The sequence below is a fragment of the Actinocorallia populi genome (assembly GCF_002995495.1).
In the GTDB taxonomy this organism is placed as follows: domain Bacteria; phylum Actinomycetota; class Actinomycetes; order Streptosporangiales; family Streptosporangiaceae; genus Actinocorallia; species Actinocorallia populi.
Genome location: NZ_PVZV01000007.1, coordinates 145,346 through 168,197, shown reverse-complemented (window position 1 = coordinate 168,197; position 22,852 = coordinate 145,346). Strand labels below are relative to the sequence as shown.

Annotated in this window: 19 protein-coding genes; 11 read left to right on the top strand and 8 right to left on the bottom strand. The window is 72.4% G+C overall.

The annotated features are described in order from the left end of the window. Window positions 1-11 precede the first annotated feature (11 nt). The gene (locus tag C2865_RS27555; RefSeq protein WP_106401503.1) at window positions 12-1,460 is read left to right on the top strand and encodes an L-fucose/L-arabinose isomerase family protein; all 1,449 of its coding nucleotides are present in this window, start codon (window positions 12-14) and stop codon (window positions 1,458-1,460) included. A 10-nt stretch (window positions 1,461-1,470) separates the two neighbouring features. Here the strand turns inward: C2865_RS27555 and C2865_RS27550 are convergent, their stop codons facing one another. From C2865_RS27550 to C2865_RS27535, 4 genes are all read right to left on the bottom strand, one after another. After that, the gene (locus C2865_RS27550; RefSeq protein ID WP_106401502.1) at window positions 1,471-2,322 is read right to left on the bottom strand and encodes an ATP-binding cassette domain-containing protein; all 852 of its coding nucleotides are present in this window, start codon (window positions 2,320-2,322) and stop codon (window positions 1,471-1,473) included. Continuing rightward, window positions 2,319-4,082, bottom strand: coding sequence for a dipeptide/oligopeptide/nickel ABC transporter permease/ATP-binding protein (locus C2865_RS27545; protein ID WP_106401501.1), 1,764 nt, complete (start codon window positions 4,080-4,082; stop codon window positions 2,319-2,321). Before C2865_RS27545 ends, C2865_RS27550 begins: the two co-directional genes overlap by 4 nt. Then, complete coding sequence (locus C2865_RS27540; protein ID WP_106401500.1) at window positions 4,079-5,020, bottom strand: ABC transporter permease; 942 nt, start codon at window positions 5,018-5,020, stop codon at window positions 4,079-4,081. Before C2865_RS27540 ends, C2865_RS27545 begins: the two co-directional genes overlap by 4 nt. 72 nt (window positions 5,021-5,092) lie before the next feature. Next, window positions 5,093-6,643, bottom strand: coding sequence for an ABC transporter substrate-binding protein (locus C2865_RS27535; RefSeq protein ID WP_106401499.1), 1,551 nt, complete (start codon window positions 6,641-6,643; stop codon window positions 5,093-5,095). Window positions 6,644-6,821: 178 nt separating this feature from the next. On the opposite strand from C2865_RS27535, the gene C2865_RS27530 reads away from it, so the two are divergent. Next, the gene (locus C2865_RS27530; protein ID WP_106401498.1) at window positions 6,822-7,859 is read left to right on the top strand and encodes a LacI family DNA-binding transcriptional regulator; all 1,038 of its coding nucleotides are present in this window, start codon (window positions 6,822-6,824) and stop codon (window positions 7,857-7,859) included. 49 nt (window positions 7,860-7,908) lie between these two features. On the opposite strand, the gene C2865_RS27525 is transcribed toward C2865_RS27530, so the two are convergent. Genes C2865_RS27525 through C2865_RS27510 form a run of 4 tightly spaced genes read right to left on the bottom strand, consistent with a single transcriptional unit; the run spans window position 7,909 to window position 14,227 of the window. Next, window positions 7,909-9,387, bottom strand: coding sequence for a class I adenylate-forming enzyme family protein (locus C2865_RS27525; RefSeq protein ID WP_198653650.1), 1,479 nt, complete (start codon window positions 9,385-9,387; stop codon window positions 7,909-7,911). Next, the gene (locus tag C2865_RS27520) at window positions 9,384-10,100 is read right to left on the bottom strand and encodes an ABC transporter ATP-binding protein (RefSeq protein WP_106401496.1); all 717 of its coding nucleotides are present in this window, start codon (window positions 10,098-10,100) and stop codon (window positions 9,384-9,386) included. Before C2865_RS27520 ends, C2865_RS27525 begins: the two co-directional genes overlap by 4 nt. After that, entirely contained in the window at window positions 10,097-12,901 is a 2,805-nt protein-coding gene (locus C2865_RS27515; protein ID WP_106401495.1) for a branched-chain amino acid ABC transporter permease/ATP-binding protein, read from the bottom strand. The genes C2865_RS27520 and C2865_RS27515 overlap by 4 nt, the downstream gene beginning before the upstream one ends. 42 nt (window positions 12,902-12,943) lie before the next feature. Then, complete coding sequence (locus C2865_RS27510) at window positions 12,944-14,227, bottom strand: ABC transporter substrate-binding protein (protein WP_106401494.1); 1,284 nt, start codon at window positions 14,225-14,227, stop codon at window positions 12,944-12,946. A 282-nt stretch (window positions 14,228-14,509) separates the two neighbouring features. Between C2865_RS27510 and C2865_RS27505 the strand changes: the two genes are divergently transcribed. From C2865_RS27505 to C2865_RS27465, 9 genes are read left to right on the top strand one after another with little or no spacing between them, the layout of a single operon-like run. Next, complete coding sequence (locus C2865_RS27505; RefSeq protein WP_198653649.1) at window positions 14,510-15,727, top strand: CaiB/BaiF CoA transferase family protein; 1,218 nt, start codon at window positions 14,510-14,512, stop codon at window positions 15,725-15,727. After that, window positions 15,724-16,158, top strand: a complete 435-nt coding sequence (locus C2865_RS27500) for a Zn-ribbon domain-containing OB-fold protein (RefSeq protein WP_198653648.1) — start codon at window positions 15,724-15,726, stop codon at window positions 16,156-16,158. The genes C2865_RS27505 and C2865_RS27500 overlap by 4 nt, the downstream gene beginning before the upstream one ends. After that, window positions 16,155-17,357: a thiolase family protein gene (locus C2865_RS27495; RefSeq protein WP_106401493.1), complete on the top strand. Its 1,203-nt coding sequence runs from the start codon at window positions 16,155-16,157 to the stop codon at window positions 17,355-17,357. The genes C2865_RS27500 and C2865_RS27495 overlap by 4 nt, the downstream gene beginning before the upstream one ends. A 37-nt stretch (window positions 17,358-17,394) precedes the next feature. Then, window positions 17,395-18,864: an aldehyde dehydrogenase family protein gene (locus C2865_RS27490; protein ID WP_106401492.1), complete on the top strand. Its 1,470-nt coding sequence runs from the start codon at window positions 17,395-17,397 to the stop codon at window positions 18,862-18,864. 26 nt (window positions 18,865-18,890) lie between these two features. Beyond that, window positions 18,891-20,096, top strand: coding sequence for an amidohydrolase family protein (locus C2865_RS27485; protein WP_106401491.1), 1,206 nt, complete (start codon window positions 18,891-18,893; stop codon window positions 20,094-20,096). 1 nt (window position 20,097) lies between these two features. Beyond that, window positions 20,098-20,322 (top strand): ferredoxin, encoded by a 225-nt coding sequence (locus C2865_RS27480; RefSeq protein ID WP_198653647.1) that lies wholly within the window; start codon window positions 20,098-20,100, stop codon window positions 20,320-20,322. Next, on the top strand, window positions 20,319-21,095 hold the full coding sequence (locus C2865_RS27475) for an SDR family NAD(P)-dependent oxidoreductase (protein WP_106401490.1): 777 nt from the start codon (window positions 20,319-20,321) through the stop codon (window positions 21,093-21,095). Before C2865_RS27480 ends, C2865_RS27475 begins: the two co-directional genes overlap by 4 nt. Before the next feature lie 5 nt (window positions 21,096-21,100). Continuing rightward, window positions 21,101-22,348: a cytochrome P450 gene (locus tag C2865_RS27470; protein ID WP_106401489.1), complete on the top strand. Its 1,248-nt coding sequence runs from the start codon at window positions 21,101-21,103 to the stop codon at window positions 22,346-22,348. A gap of 10 nt (window positions 22,349-22,358) precedes the next feature. Further along, window positions 22,359-22,793 carry a nitroreductase family deazaflavin-dependent oxidoreductase gene (locus C2865_RS27465; protein ID WP_106401488.1) on the top strand — a complete coding sequence of 145 codons (435 nt, stop codon included), beginning with the start codon at window positions 22,359-22,361 and terminating at the stop codon, window positions 22,791-22,793. Window positions 22,794-22,852: the final 59 nt, after the last annotated feature.

Below are 22,852 nucleotides of genomic sequence, written 5' to 3'. Positions count from 1 at the left end.
GGATCTCGACGATGACCTCCACCGGACCCCGCACACCGGTCCTGGACCTGCTCGCCCCCGTCACGCGCCGCAAGACGCGCATCGGCCTGGTGGCCGGCGGGCTCGGCACCTACTGGCCGCAGTTCCCCGGCCTGCTGCCCCAGCTGCAGGAGAGCGCGCGCTACGTCGCCGAGAGGTTCCAGCAGATGGACGCCGAGGTCACCGACGTCGGCTTCATCTCCGACGCACAGGAGGGCGCGGCCGCGGCCGAGAAGCTCCGGCAGGCCGACTGCGACCTCATCGTGCTGTTCCTCACGACCTACCTGACCTCCTCCATGGTCCTGCCGATCGCGCAGCGCTCCCACACCCCGGTCCTGGTCATCGACCTGCAGCCCACGGAGAAGATGGACCACGCCTCCTTCGACACCGGCGCGTGGCTCGCCTACTGCGGCCAGTGCCCCGTCCCGGAGGTCGGCAACGTGTTCCGGCGGGCGGGCATCCCGTTCCGGTCGGTCTCCGGATGGCTGCGCCAGGAGTCGGCGTGGGAGCGGATCGGCCGGTGGATCAAGGCCGCGCACGTGCGCGCCGCGCTGCGCCACGCCCGCCACGGCCTCATGGGCCACCTCTACCCGGGCATGCTCGACGTCTCCACCGACCTGACCCTGCTGCCCTCCACCTTCGGCTCGCACGTGGAGGTCGTGGAGTTCGACGACCTGCGCCACCGCGTCGAGAAGGTCACCGACGCCGAGACGCGCGCCCGCATGGACCTCGCCCGCCAGATCTTCACCCTCGACGACACCGTCGTCGAGGAGGACTTCGCCTGGGGCGCGGCCGTCTCGGTCGCCCTGGACCGCCTCGTCGAGGACTTCGGGCTCGACACCCTGGCCTACTACCACCGCGGCCTGGACGGCGAGCAGCACGAACGGCTCGGCGCCGGCATGATCCTCGGCGCGTCCCTGCTCACCGCCCGCGGAGTCCCGGCGACGGGCGAGTACGAGCTGCGCACCACCGTCGCCCAGCTGGCCTCCCAGGCCGTCGGCGCGGGCGGCTCCTTCACCGAGATCCAGGCCCTGGACTTCGAGGCCGGGGTCGTGGAGATGGGCCACGACGGCCCGGCCCACCTGGCCGTCAGCGCCCGCGACCCGCTCCTGCGCGGCCTGGGCGTCTACCACGGCAAGCGCGGCTGGGGCGTCAGCGTCGAGTTCGACGTCAGGCACGGCCCCGTCACCGTCCTGGGCCTCGGCCAGGACGCCGACGGCACCCTGTCCTTCATCGCCTCCGAGGGCACCGTCGTGCCCGGCCCCCTCCTGGAGATCGGCAACACCACCAGCCGCGTCGACTTCGGCCGCGACCCCGGCGAGTGGGTCGACGCGTGGAGCGCCACCGGCGTGGGACACCACTGGTCCCTGTCCGTGGGCCACCACGCCGCCGACTACCGCGCCGCCGCCGACCTCCTCGGCATCCCCTGCCGGCAGGTGTGACCGCCGCCGCTCACGCGGGCGGGGCGGCCCGTTCGGCCTCGGCCAGGCGGCGGCGTTCCTCGCGCCGCCCGGCCTGCACGACGGGGTCGGCGACGGGCGAGGCGAGCATGAGACGCCGGGTGTAGGGGTGCCGGGGAGCCGAGGTGACGGCCGCCGCGGGACCGGTCTCGACGATGTCGCCGCGGTGGATGACGCTGACGCGATGGCACATGTGGCGCACCACGGACAGGTCGTGGGAGATGAACAGGTAGGCCACCCCCGTGCGGCGCTGGAGGTCCAGCAGGAGGTCCAGGACGCGGGCCTGGGTCGACAGGTCGAGTGCGGAGACCGGCTCGTCGCAGACGATCAGCCTCGGCTCCGGAGCCAGGGCGCGCGCGATCGCCACGCGCTGGCGCTGGCCGCCGCTGAACTCACGGGGCAGCCGCTCGGCCGCGTCCGCGGGCAGCCCGACCCGGTCGAGCAGCTCGCGGACCCGCCTGCGGGCGTCGGCGGGGGCGGAACCGTGGACGACGAGGGGCTCGGCGAGGATGTCGCCGATCGTCAGGGACGGGTTGAGGGAGGTGTAGGGGTCCTGGAAGACGACCTGGATGTCGCGGGACAGGGCCCGGCGGGCCCTGCCCGACGCACGGGTGATGTCGCGGCCGCCGAACGAGATGGTCCCTGCGGTGGTCTTGACCAGGCCGAGGACGGCCCGGCCGATGGTCGTCTTGCCCGACCCGGACTCACCCACCAGGCCGTGGGCCTCGCCCGAGCCGACCGTCAGATCGACACCGTGCAGGACCTCGACGGGCTCGGCGCGCCATCCGCGTCCGGGGAAGGCCACGCGCAGGCCGCTCACGTCGAGCAGGGGTGCGGTCGTCATGCCGTCGCCTTTCCGAAGGCCCGTCCGGCGGTGGCCGGGGGATCGGTCCGCACGGTGTTCTCGTCGAGGATGGAGTCCAGCAGCATCCGGGTGTAGTCGTGTTCGGCCCCGCCGAAGATCTTCTCCGCGGTTCCGGTCTCGACGATCTCGCCGGTGCGCATGACGGCGACGCGGGCGCAGACGTCGGCCACGACCCCGAAGTCGTGGGTGACCAGCAGGACCGCCATGTCGAGTTCTTCCTGCAGGTCGCGCAGCAGGTCGAGGATCTCGGCCTGCACGGTGACATCGAGTGCGGTGGTCGGCTCGTCGGCGATCAGCAGCTTCGGGCGGCCGGCGACGGCGCCGGCGATGAGCACGCGCTGGGCCATGCCGCCGGAGATCTGGTGGGGGTAGCAGCCGAAGGTGCGCTGCGGATCGGGGATGCCGACCCGCTCGAGCAGGGCCAGTACCCGCTCCTTCGCCTCGCCGCGGGAGATCCCCGAGACGGCGCGCAGGCCCTCGACGAGCTGGGCGCCCACCGTGAACGACGCGTCGAGGTTGGACATGGGCTCCTGCGGCACGTAGGCGATCGCCTTTCCGCGCAGCTTGCGCAGCTCCCGCTCGCTCAGCCCGAGCAGCTCGCGCCCGTCCAGGCGGATCGAGCCGCGGGTGACGACCGCCTCCGAAGGCAGCACGCCCAAGGCCGCGAAGGCGGTCTGGGTCTTGCCGGAGCCGGACTCGCCGACCAGCCCGAGCGTCTCACCCGCCGCCAGAGTCAGGTTCACCCCGCTGACGACCTCCTTCAACCCGCCTGAGGGAGTCGGGTAGGCGATCGTCAGGTCCTCGACCGTCAGCAGCGCGGGCGGCGCGGTACTGGCGGGGCTCGCGGGCCCGGCCTTCGGAGCGGCGATCTTGGCGGGCTTGCGCTTCGCGCCTTCGAGGGTGTCGCGCAGCGCGTTGCCGAACAGCACCAGGCAGGAGGTGAGGGCGCCGAGCACGAGACTGGGCCAGACGAACTGCAGGGGGGAGACGTAGAGGTTGTGGAAGCCCTCGGAGATCATCGCCCCGAAGCTGGGGACGGTCGCAGGCCCCACGCCCAGGAACGCCAGCCCGGACTGCACCCCGATGGACGAGCCGCACAGGAACGCCGCCGCGATGATCACCGGCCCGCGCACCGCGAACAGCACATGGCGGGCCAGGATCCGCCGGTCGCCCAACCCGGAGACGCGTGCGGCATCGACGAACAGCTCCTTCTTCACCCCCACCACCTGGTTGCGCACGATCCGGTAGATGCCCGGCGACAGCAGCACCCCGAAGATCGCCATCGTGACCCGGAAGTCCCCACCCGTCAGCGGCATCAGCACGATGAGCAGCAGCAGACCCGGGAACGTCATGACCAGGCTGAACACCCACTCGGTGATCGAGCGGGCGCGGTCGTAGTAGCCGCCGACCAGCCCGGCCGTCACGCCGATGACCAGGGCGATGCTGGAGCCGATGAGCGCCGAGACCGTGCTGGTGTTGATCGAGTGCAGCAGCCGCGCCCAGATGTCGCGGCCGCTGCGGTCGCCGCCCAGCGGATAGCCGTCGGTGCCCACGCCCGCGTCGATGTGGTCGAGCGAGGCGTGGTCGGGGCTGTGCGAGGCCAGCACCGGGGCGAGGAGGCCGAGCACCACGATGATCAGGAGCACGCCCGCGGTGACGACCGCCTGCGGGTCTCTCAGCAGCCTGCGGAACGCCGACCTGCGGCGCACGGCGGTCGCGGGGGCGGTTGCGGCGGTCAAAAGATCCTCGCCTTCGGGTTGAGCCAGCCGTTCACCAGGTCGACGGCGAGATTGACGGTGATCACCAGGAGCACGGCGAACACGGTGACGCCCATGATCGCGGGGACGTCTCCCTGCAGCGAGGACTCGAAGGCGTACCCGCCGAACCCCGCGATCGCGAAGATGCTCTCGATGATGAGCGCGCCGCCGAGCATGGTGATGAACTCGAACGACAGCACGGTCAGCGCCGGCCCGGCGGCGTTGCGCAGGGCGTGGCGCAGCACCACCGAACGGGTCGAGATCCCGCGGGTGCGCAGGGTGCGCACGTAGTCCTTGCGCAGCTCGTCGATCATGGTGCCGCGCACCTGCGCGGTCAGCCCGGCGATCCCGGCGATCACCAGAGCGGCCACCGGGATGGCGATGGACCGCGCCCACTGGAGCGGGTCCTCGGACAAGGGCGTGAAACCGGTGGCGGGCAGCACCTCCAGCTCGACGGCGAACACGTAGACCAGCACGATCGCCAGCAGCAGGCTCGGGAAGAGGTTGCCCGCCAGCGAGACGCCCTGGGTGGCCCGGTCGACCGCGCCGCCCCGCGAGGCGGCCAGGACACCGAGCACCACGCTGATCACGACCGTGACGCCCAGCGCGACGACCACGATCGACATCGTCACGCCGAACCGCTGCAGGATCGTGTGCGCCACGGGCTCGCCCGTGAACAGCGAGGTCCCGAAGTCGCCGCGCGCCGCGTGCGCGAGCCAGTCGAGGTACTGCACGAGCAGCGGCCGGTCGAAGCCCAGCTCGGCCTTGAGCGCCCGGACGGCCTCGGGGGTGGCGCCCGGTCCGAGGCGGTTGCCGACGACGCCGTCGAAGGAGGGCGCCAGCAGGAGGAAGGTGATCAGGGTGACCAGCACCGCGAGCACCACTCCGGTGCCCAGGCGGCGCAGTACGTACAGGAGCATGAGCGGTTCGTCTTTCGAGCCGGTCCGATGAGAGGGAGGAAGCCGGGCCGCCCGCGGGCGGCCCGGCCCCGCTCAGCCGCCGGTCCCGAAGGCACGGATCTGGCTGTAGGTGGAGGAGCCGTCACCGAGGTACCTGACGCCCTCGGCGGTCACCCAGGTGGATCCGATGTAGAAGACCGGGGCGAACCAGGCGTTGTCGACGGCGAATTTGTTGACCTTCCGGTAGGCCTCGGCCGCGGCGGCCGGGTCGGCCGCCTTGTTCGCCTCGTCGATCAGCTTCGCCAGCTCCGGGTCGGTGCTGGCGAACGGGTTGCGCTGGTTGCGCGGGGTGAAGAACACCACGGTCGACGCCGCGTCGCCGGCCAGGCCGTCGATCATGAAGTACATCGGGTACTTCTTCGAGGACAGCGCCGCGGCCTGCTGCTGCGGCGGCACCGGAGTCCAGTTCACCTTGACGCCGATGTCGGCCAGGCTCTGGGCGATGGTCGGCTCGAACATCTTGGTGATGGCGAGGCTGGGCATCGTCACGGAGAACCCGTCCGGATGCCCGGCCTCGGCCAGCAGCTTCTTGGCGGCGGCGATGTCGTGGGGGTAGGTCTCGTCCAGCTGCGGGTCGTGGGCGCCGCCGCCCTTGGGGCTGAACACCTGGGCCGTGGGACGGCCGGAGCCGCGCAGGAAGGTCTCGGCGAGCTTGGCGCGGTCGAACGCCATGTTGATCGCCTTGCGCACCCGCAGGTCGCCGAGCGGCCCGGCCGTCTCGCCGCCGCGGTCGGCCAAAACCAGGCTCGCCACCGCGGTCGCCTCCACCGAGGTGATCTGCATGCCCTTGGCCTTCAGCGGCTGGAGCTGGGTGAAGTCGACGCTGCCGGCGTTGAGCTCACCGGCCTGCAGGGCGTTGGTGACCGCGGACCGGTCGGCCATCACCCGGACCTTCACCGTCTCGAACGGGTAGGCGGCGGCGTTCCAGTAGTCCTCGCGTTTCTTCAGCACGTACGTCGATCCGGTGACGGTGGCGCCCTTGTCCAGGGTGTACGGGCCGGAGCCGACCGGGTCGGCCGCGGCCGCCGGGCCGGTCATCGTCGCCGGATCGGCGATCACCCCGTTGAGGAACGACAGGTTGCCCAGCAGGGCGCCGTCGGGCCGCTCGAGCTCGATCACGACGGTGCCCGCGTCGGGGGCCTCGACCGCCTCGACCGCCGCCATGGCGGACTGGTTGGGGCCCGGGGTCCGCAGGATCCGCTCCAGGCTCGCCTTCACCGCGGCCGCGTCGACCGGGGCGCCGGAGCTGAAGGTCATGCCCTTGCGGAGCTTGAGGGTCAGCGTCCGGCGGTCCTCGGAGTAGGTGTGGCTCTCGGCGGCGTTCGGCTGGATCCGCCCCTGGTTGTCGGTGTAGAGCAGCGTGTCGTAAAGGGCGCTCCAGATGTAGGCCGACTGGCCGCCGTTGAGCTGGGTGATCTCGAGCGAGGGCGGCGTTCCCTGGATGGCGAGCGCGAGCTCCTGGGTGCCCGCGGACTTCGAGGACGAGTCCGATCCGCCGCACGCGGCCGTCGCGAGCAGCGCCGTGGCGGCGAACGCGGCGAGGAGCCGCGAGCGGGGCCGCACGGAGGGGGAGGGGGTGGACATGGGGACTCCTCGTCTTGGTGCCTGGAGTGGGCGTTCCGTTTCTGGAGACGTGTCGGCCATTAACGTTGTGTCCCCGGTCACTCGGCAAGCGGTTGCCATCAGTTGTCACCGCCCGGAGCGGAATTGACGTTCTTTATATCGGCATAGCATCCTCTCGTGAAAGCAGGGGAGGATCACCATGCAGGATCCGGCCGACGGCCGAGCGGACCGGCCTCCGACGATCTATGACGTGGCCAGGGCCGCGGGGGTCTCGGCCTCGACGGTCTCGCGGGCCTTCGCCCGGCCCGGACGGGTGAACGCCGGGACCGTCGAGCGCGTCCGCCTGGTCGCGGCCGAACTCGGCTACCGGATCAACCCGCTGGCCTCCGCGCTGCCGACGGGCCGCACCTCGATGCTCGCGCTGGTCGTCTCCGACGTGACCAACCCCGTCTACGCGGAGATCATCCGCGGTGCCGAGTCCGCCGCCGCCGAGGCCGACCACGTGCTGATCCTCATCGACGCCCAGGAGTCCGTCCGGCTCGAGCGCAGCAGCCTGGAGCGGGTGCTGCTGGGCGTCGACGGCGTCGTGCTCGCGGGCACCCGCATGTCGGACTCGGCGATCCGCACGGCCGCCCGGCGGCGGCCGGTCGTCGTGCTCAACCGCGACGTCGCCGACGTGCCCAGCATCGTGCTGGACAACCGCTGCGCGATGCGCCTGGTGGCCGGGCACCTCGCGGAGCTCGGCCACCGCGACGTCCTCTACATCTCCGGGCCCGAGGCCTCCTGGGTCAACGGCATGCGCTGGAGCGGGCTGCGCGAGGCCGCCGCCGAGCTCGGCCTGAAGGTGCAGCGGGTCGGCCCGTTCGTGCCCACCGTCGAGGGAGGCAGGCACGCCGCGGGCGCGCTCGACGCCGGCAGGCCGACCGCGATCCTGGCCTACAACGACCAGCAGGCCATCGGCCTCATGCGGGTGCTGCAGTCCCGGGGGATCCGGGTGCCCCAGGACGTCAGCGTGGTCGGCTTCGACGACATCTACCCCGCGCGGATCGTCACGCCCGGCCTGACCACGGTCGCGGCGCCGCTGCGCACCCAGGGCGAGGCCGCCGTGACCGCGCTGCTGTCCTCGTGCCCGGCCACGGCGCCCAGCCGCCTGATGACGCTGCCGGTCAAGCTCATCGTCCGCGGCTCCACCGCCCGGCGCCGCCCCCTCCGGATCCCGCGGCCCGCCGCCTCCTGAGCGCTCACCTGCCGACGGGCGGGCGTCCGCCGGCCGGTGAGCGCCTCGTTCAGCCGCCCCGGACGGTGACGAGCGCGCGGCGGTTCACCTTGGTGGCCTCGCTGCGCGGGATCGCCTCCACGAACTCGACGGTCTTGGGCACCTTGTACGCCGCGAGGCGGCCCTTGGCGTAATGGATGACCTCCTCCGGTGCCGGCGGGGCCTCCGGACGGGCGGGCTGGACGATCGCGTGCACCCGGCGGCCCCATTCCGGGTCGCGGAGCCCGACCACGACCACGTCGGCGATGCCGGGATGGTCGATGAGGGCCGTCTCGACCTCGGCGGGGAAGACGTTGGCGCCGCCGGTGATGATGAGGTCGGCCCGCCTGTCCACCACGTACAGGTAGCCGTCGTCGTCGAGGCGGCCCATGTCGCCCGCGCTGGTGAAGCCGTCCTCGGTCTCGGGCATCCGGGGGGCGTCGCCGAGGTACTCGTAGCCGGAGTAGACCGGCGAGCGCAGGTAGATGTCGCCGATCTCGCCGGCGGGCAACTGCCTGCCGTCCTCGTCCAGGATGCGTATCTCGGTGCCGCGCAGGCCGCGTCCGACGCTGCCCTCGTGCTCGAGCCACTCGTCGCCGCGCAGCGCGGTGATGCCTATGCCCTCCGTCATCCCGTAGGCCATGACGATCTTCTCGGCGCCGACCAGCTCCACCCAGCGGTGCACCAGCGACGGGGGCATCGGCGCCGCGCCCTGGGTGAACCACACGATGCTCGACAGGTCCCGCGAGTCCACGTCCGGCAGGTCCGCGATGCGCTGCAGCATGGTCGGGGTGGCGGTGAAGTTGGTGATCCGGTGCCGTTCCACGACGTCGACGACCCGCGCGGCGTCGAACTTCTCCAGCACCACCAGGCGGTCGCCGGTGAGCATGCTGAAGATCGTCGCAAAACCGTTCGCGTGGTACATCGGCGCGATGACGAGGATCCTCTGCGGCCGCGGCACCGGCCCCCACCGCTCGGCCAGCGGCGTGGCCAGCACCGGGTCGTAGAGCCCCGGCCGGGCACCGAGGATGATCTTGGGTGTCCCGGTCGAGCCGCTGCTGCAGATGCCGTTCATCCGCGGGGAGACCGCGTCCGGCAGGTCGGGCACCGCGTGGTCGGCGGTCGCGTCGATCCAGGGCAGGTCCGCCGGGTCCAGGAAGACCGGGGCGCCGACGGCCTCGCGCAGCCGGGCCAGCTCCCACTCGGGCAGGTCCCAGCGCACGGGCACCGGGACGGCTCCGAGCTTCCACGCCGCCAGGACGGCGAGGACGAACTGCGGCGAGTTGCGCAGGCCGAGCCCGAGCCGGTCGCCCAGGCCCAGGCCGCGGGCGGCGAGCCCGCCCGCCAGCTGGGCGGCGCGCCGGTCCAGCTCGCCCCAGGTGTACACGGATTCGCCGCCGTCCAGCGCGATGTGCCGCAGAGCCTCCTCATCGGGACGCTCCCGGGCGAGCCGCCGGATCCTGCGGGCGTTGCTGACCGTTTCCACCTCGGCCTCCTCCTTCATGGTCATTCCGGGTTCTCTCCCTGGCCGAAGTACGCGTCCCGCAACCGTGCCGGGTCGGCGGCCAGCTCCGCCGCGGGCCCGCGCGCCACGACCTGCCCGCTGCGCAGCACCATGGCCTGGTCCGCGGCTTCGAGCGCGAGTTCCACGTGCTGCTCGACGAGCACCACCGCGCATCCGTGGTCCGCCGCGATGGCGCGGACCGTTTCGAACAGGCTCTCCACCACCAGGGGCGCGAGCCCCATACTCAGCTCGTCCACCAGGAGCACCTTCGGCTGCTGGATGAGCGCCCTGGCCAGGACGAGCATCTGCTGCTCCCCGCCGGACAACGCCCCGGCGGGGAGCTTCCACCGGCTCTCCAGCGCGGGGAAGACCTCGAGCATCGCGGTCGGCCCGGGACCGCCGCGGCGTGCTGCCACCCGCAGGTTCTCCTCCACCGTGAGGCCGGTGAACAGGCACCGGTCGTCGGGGACGAGCACCAGCCCCGCCCTGTTCGCCGCCGCGGGCCTTCCGTTCCTGAGGGGCGTCCCGTCCACCGAGACGGATCCCCGCCGCGAGGGCAGCAGGCCCGCCAGGGTGAGCAGCAGCGTGGTCTTGCCCGCGCCGTTGGGCCCGAGCAGGGCGAGCACGTTGCCGCTATCGACCGAGAGGTCGATGTCCCGGATCACGGTGTCGGTGCCCCGGCCTCCGGCGAGGCCGGTGGTGGTGAGTCCGCCCGTCATGATCCCGCCTCCGCTGAGTCTCGGACGGATCCCAGGTACGCCTCGGCGACCCTGCCGTCGGCGCGGATCTCCCCGGGGGTCCCCTCGGCGATGAGGGAGCCGAAGTCGAGCACGTAGATGTAGTCGCAGACGTCGAGCACCAGGCTGATGTCGTGGTCCACCAGCAGCACCCCGGCTCCGGCGTCGGCGATGCCCTGGATGCGTTCGCCCAGCCATCGGCTCTCCTGCGTGTCGAGCCCGGCGGAGGGCTCGTCCAGCAGCAGGACGCGTGCTCCTGTGGCGCACGCACGGGCGATCGAGACGAGCTGTCGTTCTCCCTGGCTGAGCTCGCGGGCCGGGCGGTCCGCCCGGTCGCCGATGCCGACGAGGTCGAGCGCGCCGGTGAGCGCCCGCCGCCGCTCCCGCACCGGGACGCCGGCCAGCGCGGCGCTGATGTTCTCCTCGACGCTCAGGTCGCCGTACAGCTCCAGGGACTGGAACGTGCGCGCCATTCCCCGCCGCACCAGCTCGTGCGGGGCGAGCCCCTCGACGTGCTCGCCTTCGAGCAGGACCGTGCCGCTCGACCCGGCGAAACCGGTGGCGGCGTCGATCGCGCTGGTCTTGCCCGCGCCGTTCGGGCCGATGAGCCCGACCACCGCGCCCGCGGGTATGCGCAGGGAGAGGTCCGACACCGCCTTCACACCGCCATAGTGCACGGTGAGCCCCTCCAGGCGCAGGAGTGGTTCAGTCGGCCGGGGCGGTCCCGGCGGCGCGCCCGGTGGCGTTTTGCCTCGGGCGGGCTCCGCCGCCGGACCGGTGACCGGCTCGGGCGGGGCGGCCACTCCCGGTGCCTGCGCTTTCGCGGACGTCCGGCCGCTGCCCGGAGCGAACCGCGAGAACGACCTCCGCAGGCGCGCGGCCGCGTCGTGGCCGACGCTGGCCAGCCCCTCGGGATGGCCGATGAGGATGCCGATGACCCCCAGGCCGCCCAGGAGCTCGAACCAGTCGCCGATGTGCACCCACCGGTCGAACATGATGGACACGATGCCCGTGGTGGCCATCATCCCGGCGATGATGCCGCCCGACACGGAGGTGACTCCGGCCAGGTAGGCGGCGGACAGCACCGCCAGGCCGGCGATGGCGGTGAACGACTCGTAGGTGACGACGGTCTGCCGGTAGGCGATCAGGCCGCCGCCCAGACCGGCGATGAACGAGGCGATCGCGAAGCTCACCACCTTCACCCGCACCACGTTCACCCCGATGCCGGCGGCGGAGTTCTCGTTCGCGCGGACCGCGAGCATCTGCAGGCCGAGCGAGCTCATGCGCAGCCGGGCCACCCCCCACGCCACCAGCACCAGGACGAAGAGGCACAGCAGACCGAAGTGCAGGCGGGGGAACGCCGCGCCGGAGCCGACCGACAGGTCGAGCCCGAAGAGGGACGGCGGCGCGACCTGCGCGCCGTCGGTCCCGACGAGGTCGGTGTTGCGGAACCACACCGCTTCGATGGCGTACGCCAGGGCGAGCGTGACGATGCCCAGGGTCAGCCCGTGCAGGCGGAGCGCCGGTATGCCCACCAGGACGCCGATCACGACGGTGACGCCGGCGGCCAGCAGCGGTGCGACGGGGAACGGCACGCCCCAGCTCTGGGTGAGGTGGGCGAGGGTGAACGCCGAGGTGCCGGCCAGCGCCAGCTGGGCCAGCGACACCTGCCCAGCGTAGCCGGTCACGACGATGAGGGACAGGCCGATGATCGCGGCGATGAAGGTGTCGATGACCGACGCGCGCCAGGTGCCGGTCGTGGCCAGCAGGGCGATGAGCCCCACGGCGGTGCCCAGGACGGTGGGCAGGGCCAGTGACCGCGGGCGGGGCGCCCCGGCGAGCGGCTGGCGCACCAGCCGCCCCCGGACGGGCATGCCGCGCCCCGTGGCCAGCAGCGCCACGACCAGCACGATCAGGGGGACGAGTTCGGACAGTCCGACCTGCGGGAGCCAGGAGTGGCCGGCCGCCAGGCCGCTCGCCCCCGACTGCAGCATGCCGATGGCCAGGCCGGCGAGCACGGTGGGCACCATGTGCTGGAAGCGGCCGACCACGGCGGCCGCGAGCGCCGGCACGACGAAGAGCGTGTAGGTGCTGGGGGCGAGCGGGCTCAGCGGCGCGATGAGGATGCCGGCGGTGCCCGCCACCAGCGTGCTGATCATCCAGTTCGTCAGGGCGACGCGGTCGGGCGAGATGCCGCTGAGGTAGGCGCCGGACTCCGACTCGGCCGTCGCCCGGGTGAGCAGCCCGAACCGGGTGCTGCGGAACACCACGGCCAGGGCGAGGGTGAGGAGCAGGACGGTGACCGCCAGCCAGAACCGGTCGGACAGCAGCGCCACGGGGCCCCATTCCCAGCGTTCCGCCGGGAAGACGGGGTCCACGCTGACCGGGTTGCCGCCCACCTTGATGACGAGCAGCGTCTGGATCACCGTCAGCACGCCCAGCGACGCGACCGCCTTGGCCAGCGGCGGCGCCTCCCGCAGGGGGCGGAAGACCAGCAGGTACAGCAGCGCTCCGAGCGCCGCGGCCACCGCCAGGGAGATCGCCAGCGCGGGCACGAGCCCGAGCGGCCCGCCGATGTCGACATAGGTCGGCAGCCCCGGGACGACCACGAGGAGCTCGCCGTCGCGCAGCGCGGCGTAGGTGTAGGCGACGTACAGCGCCACCGCTCCGGTGCCGAAGTTGATGACCCCGGAGCTGCGGTAGGTCAGCACGATGGCCAGCGCGAGCGCCGCGAAGACGCCTCCGTTGCCGAGCCCGAGGAGAAGCGAGCCCACGTCACTCATGGCGGTCCCTCCACGCGTCGCAGATCCGGTCGGGGAGGGCGGTCACGAGTCCTCGTCCAGGGTGTACTCGGCCGGGTGCCCGTCCTCGCCGAGGATCCCCATGAACCCGCCCTTCGCGCAGACCGCGGGCATGGCGGGCTGTGCGCCGCCTCCGCACCGGAAGGTCCGTCCGCCCGCCACCGGCAGCTCCTGCTCGGGCATGTTCTTGATCGCGGCCGTGATGCTCTGCGGGGTGACCTCGCCCTCGAGGGTGGTGGTGGCGGCCTGGACCGCGAGCACCGCGGAGAACATGTTCATCCCGGCGGGCATGCTGGTGTCGATCTCCTTGCCCTTCTCCCCGTACGTCGCCACGGCCGTTTTGTACAGGAGTGTCGAGGGGTTGTCGGCTCCCGAGGGGTGCGAGGCGGCGACGACGATGCCCTTGAGGGAGCTTGCGGGCACGGCCTTGCGCGTCGCGTCGGTGAAGCACTGCTCGGTCGCGGTGACGGGGCCGTCGAAGCCCACGGCGCGCAGGCCGTTCAGCGCGCCGATGCAGAAGGAGTCGTTGCCGATGACCTGCACGAGGCCGGGTTCGCCCGACGCGATGCGCTGCATCTGCGGCGTCATGTCGGCCGTGCCCAGCGGGACCGGCACGACGTTCAGGGTGATGCCCTGCTTCTCGAAGACGTCCGGCGTCGCGATGGTCTGGTAGGGGGCCATCGCGGTGGGGACGTCGATCACGACCACCGTGACGCTCTTGAGGTTCTTCTCCTTGGCCAGCCTGACCGGCAGGGTGACCAGGGGGAAGAAGGGGTCGGCCAGCGCGAAGGTCGTCTCGCGGTCGCCGAGCATCTTGGCGCCGTTGGCCGCGTAGAACATCGTCGGCACCTTGGCGTCGTGCAGCGGCTGCCACACGTTCTCCACCGCGGGGGTGGAGCCCACGACGACGACCGCGGCCTTCTGCTCCACCATGCGGTTCGCGCAGTCGGCGGCCGTGGCCGGGGTCGCGCCGGTCTCACAGGTGATCAGCTCGATCGGGCGGCCGGCGATGCCTTTCTTGTGCTGGTTGAGGTATTTCACCGCCGCCTGGCCGACGAGGGCCTCGAGTTCTCTGGCGCCGGTGGAGCCCTTGCCGGAGATCAGCCCGAACTTGACGGGGGTGCCCGCGGCGGCCTGCTCGGGGCCGAGGACCTCGGCCGCGTTCACGTCGGCGGGGACGCCGTCCCGGTCGGTCTCGCCGCCGCAGGCGGCTGCCAGCACCAGCGCGGCCAGCGCGAGCGCGGCACGGCCGGTCGGTCGCCGCCCGGACCGGGCGGCTTCGTTGACGGTGGTCTTCCTGCGTCCCATGCGGTCCGCTCCCTTGGCGTCGAAGGATCTGGGGGGTGGGTGCCCATGGCGCGGAGGCGATGGGCCGAGTCTTCGGCGTAACGCTCGATGCGGGCGGTGGGGGTGGAGCCGGCCGCCTGGCGCGTCGCCGCGCTGCGGGGCTCGATGCACGAATCCTCATTCCACCCCTGGCAAAAGTCAACCTCTCCTTTTTTGTGGAATCAGGTATTCCCAGCAACGAGAGTGTCGTTCTACATTGGTCCGCAGTCACGTTCTACACACGAGGCGATCAAGGAGGCAGACGTGCCGGAGGCTCCCTTCGAGGGCGTACGCGTCATCGAACTGGCCCAGTGGGTCTTCGTCCCCGTGGCCGGCGCGCTCCTGGCCGACTGGGGCGCCGACGTGGTGCGCGTCGAGCACCCCCGGGGCGATCCGTACCGCAACCTGTCCACGCAGGGCATCGGCGCCGACGGCGGCGGCGTGAACCTGTCGGTGGCACTGGCCAACCGGGGCAAGCGCTCCCTCGCCCTCGACCTGCGCGACGGCGAGGGGAGAGCCGTCCTCGACAGGCTCCTGGAGGACGCCGACGTCTTCCTCACCAGCCTGCGGCCGGGCGCGCTGGAACGGCTGGGGCTCGGCGCCGGGGAACTGACCCGGCGCTTCCCCAGGCTCGTGTACGGCAGGGGGCACGGCTACGGAGTCCGCGGCCCTGACGCCGGCCTGCCGGGCTACGACTCGTCGGCCTTCTGGTCCCGGGGCGGCCTGGCCCACGTGCTCAGCCCCCCGGACCGGGACCTGCCCGTGAGCCAGCGGGGCGCGATGGGCGACCGCAACGGCGCCATGGCGCTGGCCTTCGGGGTGTCGGCCGCCCTGCTGAAGCGCGACCGCACCGGCGAAGGCTCGGTCGTCGACGTCTCGCTGCTCTCCACCGCGCTGTGGACGCTGTCCTCCGACCTGCTCGCGGCACTGCAAGGCGGCAGACCGCGGGCGGTGTCCGGGAGGGAGTCGTCCCCCAACCCGCTCGTCGGCGCCTACCGGACCAAGGACGGGCGGCACATCCAGCTCGTCTTCCTGCAGCCGGACCGGTACTGGCCCGAGTTCTGCCGGCTGATCGGACGGCAGGACCTGGCCGCCGACCCCCGCTTCGCCGACATCGAGGCACGCCATGAGCACCGGGCGGCCTGCGCTGCGGAGCTGGACGCGGAGTTCGCCACCAGGACCTACGAGGAATGGAGAGAACTGCTGAGCGGGATCGACGCCCCGTGGGCGCCCGTGCAGACCGTCGAGGAACTCCTCGACGACCCCCAGGTCACCGCCAACGGCTACATCAGCGAGGTCGCCGACGACGGATCGGGCCATCCTCCCTACCGGCTGCCCACCGTGCCGGTGCAGTTCGACGAGCGCCCGCCCGTACCGCGCCGCGCCCCCGAGCACGGCGAGCACACCGAGGCCGTGCTGATCGAACTCGGCTACACGTGGGACGAGATCGGCCGCCTCCAGGAGGCGGGGGTGATCCCGTGACCCGCCCGCGGCCCCCGCGCCCCGTGCCGGTGCCGGACGGGCTGTCCGCGCCGTACTGGGAGGCGGCGGCCCGCGAGGTCCTCGTCGCCGCCCGGTGCTCCCGCTGCTCGGCCCTGTCGGTTCCCCCCGACCCGGTGTGCCCGCACTGCCGCAGCACCGATCCGGCCTTCACGTTCGAGCCGGTGAGCGGGCGCGGCGTGCTGCGGTCCTGGACGATCGTGCGGCAGCCGTTCCTGCCCGGCTTCAAGGCCGACGTGCCGTTCGTCCTCGCCGATGTCGAACTGGCCGAACAGGCCGGGGCCCGCATGATCGGGCGCCTGCTGGACGGCCCCGACGCCCCGCTCCGGCAGGGAGCCGCGGTCCGGGCGGCGTTCGAGGACGTCGCGCCCGGCGTCCGCGTGCCCGCCTTCGTCCTGGAGACCGGCGCATGAGCGGGACCTTCGCGGCACGCAACCGGGTGGCCGTCGTCGGCTACGCCCACAGCCAGGTCCAGCGGCACGCGGACCGGCCCCTCGGATCCCTGGCGGTGGACACCGCCCGCGCGGCGATCGCCGACGCCGGGCTCGAGCCCACCGCGGTGGACGGCTTCGTCACCGCCGCGCTCTTCCCCACCGCCGGCTCGCACACCGTCCAGGACGGCGTCAGCACCGTGTCGGCGAACTGGCTGGCCGAGCACCTGGGCGCGGACCCCCGCTACACCGCGGGCTTCCAGGGCGTCGGGCAGATCCCCGGAGCGGTCGGGCTCGCGGTGAACGCCGTCGCCAGCGGCGCCGCCGATCACGTCCTGCTGCACCGGGCACTGCACAACCCCCGCGGCTCGTACCACTCCAACCCCATGACGCAGGTCGCCGGACCCCAGCAGTGGACCGCGCCCCAGGGCTACTTCGGCCCGCTGTCGGCGATAGCGCTGCCGTACAACGAATACCTCCAGCGCTACGGCGCGAGCAGGGAGGCCATGGCCGCCGTCCTGGTCGAGGCCCGCAAGAACGGCGCCCGGATCCCCTGGTCGTACTGGCACGGCCGGCCGCTCACCGCCGAGGACTACCTCGCCGCCCCGATGATCAGCGACCCGGTGTGCCGCCTCGACTGCGACATCCCCGTGGACGGCGTCGCGGCCTTCGTCCTCACCTCCGCCGAGCGGGCCCGGGACCTGCCCCACCGGCCGGTGTACGTCTCCGGCTACGCCTCCAGCCCGCCCCCTCCGCGGCGGCTGCCACTGCACTGGCCGCTCGACGACATCATGGCCGGCGGCGCCGCGACGGCCCGCCGCCTGTGGCGGCACGCCGGGGTCGGGCCGGACGAGATCGACCTGCCGCAGGTCTACGACGGGCTCTCCCCGTTCGTCTGGTTCTGGCTGGAGGCCCTCGGCCTCTGCCCGGAAGGCGAGGCGCACCGCTTCGTCCAGGACGGCGGAATCGACGGCGACGATCCCAAGGCGATCCCCGCGCTCTCCGGCGGCGGAGCCCTCGGCAACGGGCGCATGCACGGCATCCCCCAGATGCTCGAGTGCTACCTGCAGCTGTCCGGCCGGGCCGGCGACCGCCGGCGCGAAGGGCTGACGACCGCTCTCGCCTGCCACTCCTCGCCGCACTTCGGCGGCGCCGTGGTCTACAGCAACGAACCGTTCTGACGCCCCCGACCCCGATACAAGGAAGGCCCCGACACCCGTGGCAGACATCATCCCGCAGCGGCTCTCATACGTGGCCGGCGAGTGGGTGGAGGGCGACGAAGCCCTCCCCGTGGAGAACCCCGCCGACGAAACCCAGGTGGCCGAGCTGTCCGCCACCCCCCTCGCCCAGGTCGAACGGGCGGTCCTGGAGGCACGCCGCAGCTTCGACTCCGGCGTGTGGGCCGACGCCTCGCCCGCCGACCGGGCCAAGGTGCTCTCCGCCCTCCTCGACCACCTCGAGGCGAACCGGGCCGAACTCGTCGCCACGATGGTCGCCGAGGCGGGACAGCCCCCCGCCTTCGCGGAACGGGCGCAGTTCCTCGCCGGCATGGCGGTGGCGCGCGGCACCCTCGACCTCTACCTGTCCATGCCGCACGAGGACACCAACCCCGTCCCGGTCGACGAACTGGTGCGCGGCAGGGTGGCGCTGAGCGTGCGCCGGCACGAGCCGGTGGGCGTCGTCACCGCGATCACGCCCTACAACGGCGCGATCATCATGGCGCTGCAGAAGCTCGCCCCGGCGCTGATGGCGGGCAACTCGGTGGTGCTGCGGCCCAGCCCGCTCACGCCGATCTCCTCGCTGGCGATCGCCGCCGCGGCCGAGGCCGCCGGGATCCCGCCGGGCGTCCTGAGCGTCGTGGTGGAAGGCGGCGCGGCCGGAGCCGAGCTGCTCACCACCCACCCGGCGGTCGACATGGTCTCCTTCACCGGATCCACCACGGTCGGCCGTCGGATCCTCGCCCAGGCCGCGCCCACGGTGAAACGGGTGGCGCTGGAACTCGGCGGCAAGTCCGCGCAGATCCACCTGCCCGACGCGGTCGACCGGGCGGCCGCCGCCGCGGTCGCGGTCGTCGCCGCCACGGCGGGCCAGGCGTGCGTCGCCGCCACCCGCATGCTCGTCCCCCGAGAGCGCAAGGACGAGGTGCTGGAGGCGGTGGCGAAGGCCTACTCCTCGCTCGTCGTCGGCCCGCCCACCGACCCGGCCACCACCCTGGGCCCGGTCATCAGCGCCGCCCAGCTCGAGCGCGTCGAGCGGTACACCGCGCTCGCCACCGACCACGGCGCCGCCGTCGTCACCGGCGGGAGGCGCACGCCCGGGCTCGACCGGGGCCACTACTTCGAACCCACCGTCCTGGACCTGCCGGACAACGACAACCCCGCCGCGCGCGAGGAGATCTTCGGGCCGGTCATCGGCGTGCTGGGCTACCGCGATCTCGACGACGCCGTCCGGATCGCCAACGACAGCCACTACGGGCTCTCCGGCCAGGTCTACGGCTCCGACACCGCCACCGCGACTGCCGTCGCCCGCCGGCTGCGCACCGGCGCGGTCAACGTCAACACCGGCATGTACAGCGCCTACGCCCCCAGCGGCGGCTACAAGCAGAGCGGACTCGGCCGCGAACGCGGACCCGAGGGCATCCGCGCCTTCCAGGAAGTCAAGCACATCCTCATCGGCGAATTCCGCTGACCACCTCTGAGAACGGAGCGACCACCATGGCATCCGAGCCGAACCTCGACTGGATGATCTCGGTCGACGACCACATCCTGGAACCGCCCCACCTGTGGACCAGCAGGGTCCCCGCGGCCGACCGGGACCGGGCCCCCCGCATCGTGAAGGACGACAAGGGGGAGGCCTGGGTCTACGACGGCAAGCGCTTCCCCAGCTCGGGCCTGTCCGCCGTCGCCGGCAAGTCCAAGGAGGAGTTCAGCCCCGAGCCGCTGCCCTACAGCGAGATGCGGCCGGGCTGCTACGACCCGAAGGCACGCCTGGCGGACATGGACCGCGCAGGGATCCTGGCCTCCCTGTGCTTCCCGACCATCACCCGGTTCTGCGGGCAGATGTTCATGGAGGCCGGCGACCGGGAGTTCGGCCTGGTGTGCCTGAAGGCCTACAACGACTGGATGATCGAGGAGTGGTGCGGCTCCGCCCCGGGCCGCTACATCCCGCTCGTCCTCATCCCCCTGTGGGACCCGCGGCTGGCGGTCCGGGAGCTGGAGCGCTGCGCCGCCAAGGGCGCCACGACCTTCGCGTTCTCCGAGAACCCCGAGCCGCTCGGCCTGCCCACCATCCACGACCCGAACGGGTACTGGGACCCGGTGATGGCGGCGGCCGACGAGCTGGAGATGGTCGTGTCGATGCACGTCGGCTCCTCCTCCCAGCTCCCCAAGATCTCGGAGGACGCGCCGTTCATGGCCAACCTGGCCTGGGGCGCCATGCGCACCTCCGGCACCATGCTGTCCTGGATCTTCAGCGGGATGTTCCAGCGCTTCCCGAACCTGAAGATCGCGCTGTCCGAGGGCGAGGTCGGCTGGATGCCCTACTTCCTGGAGCGGGCCGAGCAGGTCCTGGACAAGCAGCGGCACTGGGTCCAGCGCGGCGGGAGGTTCCAGACGCACGCCGGAGGCGGCGGCGTCGACCTCGACACGCTCGACATCCGCGAGACGTTCCGCGCGCACGTGTTCGGATGCGTCATCGAGGACAAGCACGGCATCGCCAGCATCGCCGAGATCGGCGAGGACAACATCATGTGCGAGACCGACTACCCGCACTCGGACTCGACCTGGCCGAACTGCATCCAGAAGGCGAAGGAACTCGTCAGCCCGCTGTCTCCCGAGGTCCAGTACAAGGTCCTGCGGGGCAACGCCGAGCGGCTGTACCGGTTCACTCCGGCCGAGCCCCCCGTCCTCACCGAGGCCTGAGTTGACCGCGCAACCAGCCGTCGTCGTCGACCGCGCCCGGTGCATGGGCACCGGAGTGTGCATCGCCCACGCACCGGGCGCCTTCACGCACGACGAGAAGACGAAGGCGGTCGTTCTCTCCCCGATCGGCGACCCGCTGGAGGTGGTCGCCGAAGCGGTGGAGGCGTGTCCTACCGGAGCCCTGCGCCTGCTGGACTCCGCAGAAGAGGAAGGGACGGGAGCATGACGAGCATGCTGCTCGACGGCAGGACCGCCGTGGTCATGGGCGCCGCCTCCGGCGTGGGGCTCGTGACGGCCCGGCGCTTCGCCGAGGAGGGCGCACGCGTGGTGTGCGCCGACATCGACGCGGCGGGGGCCAAGGAGGCGGTACGCGTGATCGAGGCGGCCGGCGGCACGGCCGCCGCCGCGGAGTGCGACGTGTCGCGGGAGGAAGACGTGGCGGCCGCCATCGCCAAGGCGGTGGAGCGGTTCGGCCGCCTGGACGTCGTCTTCAACAACGTCGGCATCCCGACACCGCGGCTGGGCGCTTCACTGGAGGAGCACACGGTTGAGGACTTCGACCGCCTGGTCGCCGTCAACCTCCGGGGGGTCTTCCTCGGATGCAAGCACGCCGTGCTGCAGTTCAAGCGGCAGGGCGGCGGCGGTGTCATCCTCAACACGGGCTCGGTCGCCGGACTCGTCGCCTGGGGCGGATCGGTCTACGGCGGGACCAAGGGCGGCGTGCACCAGCTGACCCGCGCGGTGGCGATCGAGGGAGCGCCGTTCGGCATCCGGGCCAACGCCATCTGCCCGGCGGGCATGCCCTTCACGAACTTCATGGCGGCGGGAGGGCTGGCGGGCAGCGAGGAGGCGGTCGCGCGGGTGGGCGCCAACCACCCGCTCGGACGTCCGATCACCGCCGAGGACTGCGCCGAGGCCGCCGTCTATCTGGTCTCGGACCGCGCGGCGAACATCTCCGGCGTTCTGCTGCCGGTCGACGGCGGCTACGTAGCGAGGTGACCCGAATGAGTACCACTCCCACTCTCGACCGCGAACGCGTGCGGCAGCTGTTCAATCTGCGCGGCTCCTACCACGCGGAGGTCGGCGGCGGATACGAGGACGATCCCTACCCCGCCTGGCACCGCCTGCGCGAGCAGGCGCCGGTGCACCCCGGCGTGGTGCACGAGCTCACCGGGTACCCCGGGCCGGCGGTGTTCATGGGGCTCCCCTTTCCCGACCGGCCGCACTTCTCGGTATTCGGCTACGCGGCGTGCGCCGACGCGTACCGCGATCCGGAGACCTTCGCGTCCTCGCCGAGGCCGGTCGACCTGAACGACGGGACGCTGAGCGCGAGCAACAGCATGATCTCGATGGGCGGCGCCCGGCACCGCCGCCACCGGGCGCTCGTCCAGCCGTCGTTCGTCCCGGCCAAGGCCCGGTGGTGGATCACCAACTGGATCGAGGAGGCCGTCCACGATCTGATCGACGGGTTCGCCGCAGAGGGCCGGGCCGAGCTCAACGTGGACTTCTGCGCGGCGATCCCGATCCTGACGATCACCGGGAGCTTCGGCGTCCCGGTGGACCGGGCGCTGGCGCTGCGCGCCGCCCTGCGCGAGCCCGAGGAGTTCGTGCGGATCCTGCGGCCCATCGTGGCGGCCCGGCGCGAGTCGCCCCAGGACGACCTGATCAGCGTGCTGGTGGAGGCCGAGCTGACCGACGAGGAGGGGGCGACCCAGCGGCTCTCCGACGCCGAGATCCACTCGTTCGCGATGCTCCTGCTGACGGCGGGGTCGGGCACCACCTGGAAGCAGATGGGCATCACGCTCTCGGCCCTGCTGCAGCGGCCCGACGTGCTGGAGGCGGTCCGGGCGGACCGCGGCCTCCTCGGGCCGGCGATCGAGGAGTCGCTGCGCTGGACGCCCACGGACCCGATGTTCTCCCGCTTCGTGACCCGCGACGTCGACTTCCACGGCGTGCGCCTGCCCGCGGGATCCGTCCTGCACCTGTGCGTGGGCGCGGCGAACCGCGACCCGGCCCGGTGGGAGCGCCCGGACGAGTACGACATCACCCGGCGGGTGCGGCCGTCGTTCGCCTTCGGCGGGGGCGCCCACGTCTGCCTCGGCATGCACGTGGCACGGGCGGAGATGCGGGTCGGGATCGGCGCCCTGCTCGACCGGCTCCCGAACCTCCGGCTCGATCCGCACGCCGAGCCTCCGCGCTTCATCGGCATGTACGAGCGCGGTGCCACCGAGATCCCCGTCGTCTTCGGATAAGGACGTGATGATGACCGAGCCGCACTACCGGGCCCCCGACCTCTCGCTGCGGGGCGCCGAGCACATAGCCCGCTACCGGGAGACCGACGGCGAGATCGGCCACCTCTGGAACGGCGTGCCGGTCCTGCTGCTGACCGCGAGGGGGCGGCGGACCGGCGAACCGCGCACCTCGGCCCTGATCTACGGCCGTGACGGCGACGACCACCTGGTGGTCGCGTCCACGGGCGGAGCACCGAGGCACCCCGCCTGGTACCTGAACCTCCGGCAGACGCCGGAAGCCGAGATCCAGGTCAAGGCGGATCACCTTCCGGTCACGGCACGCACCGCCTCGGACGCCGAGAAGCCGCGGCTGTGGAGGATCATGACCGAGGTGTGGCCCAACTACGACGCCTACCAGGCCCGCACGCAGCGGGTGATCCCGGTGGTCGTCCTCAGCCCGCGCTGAGCCCGCAGGGATCGGGGCCGTCGCGGCCGCCGGCGCTCCGGCGCCGGCGGCCGCGGCTC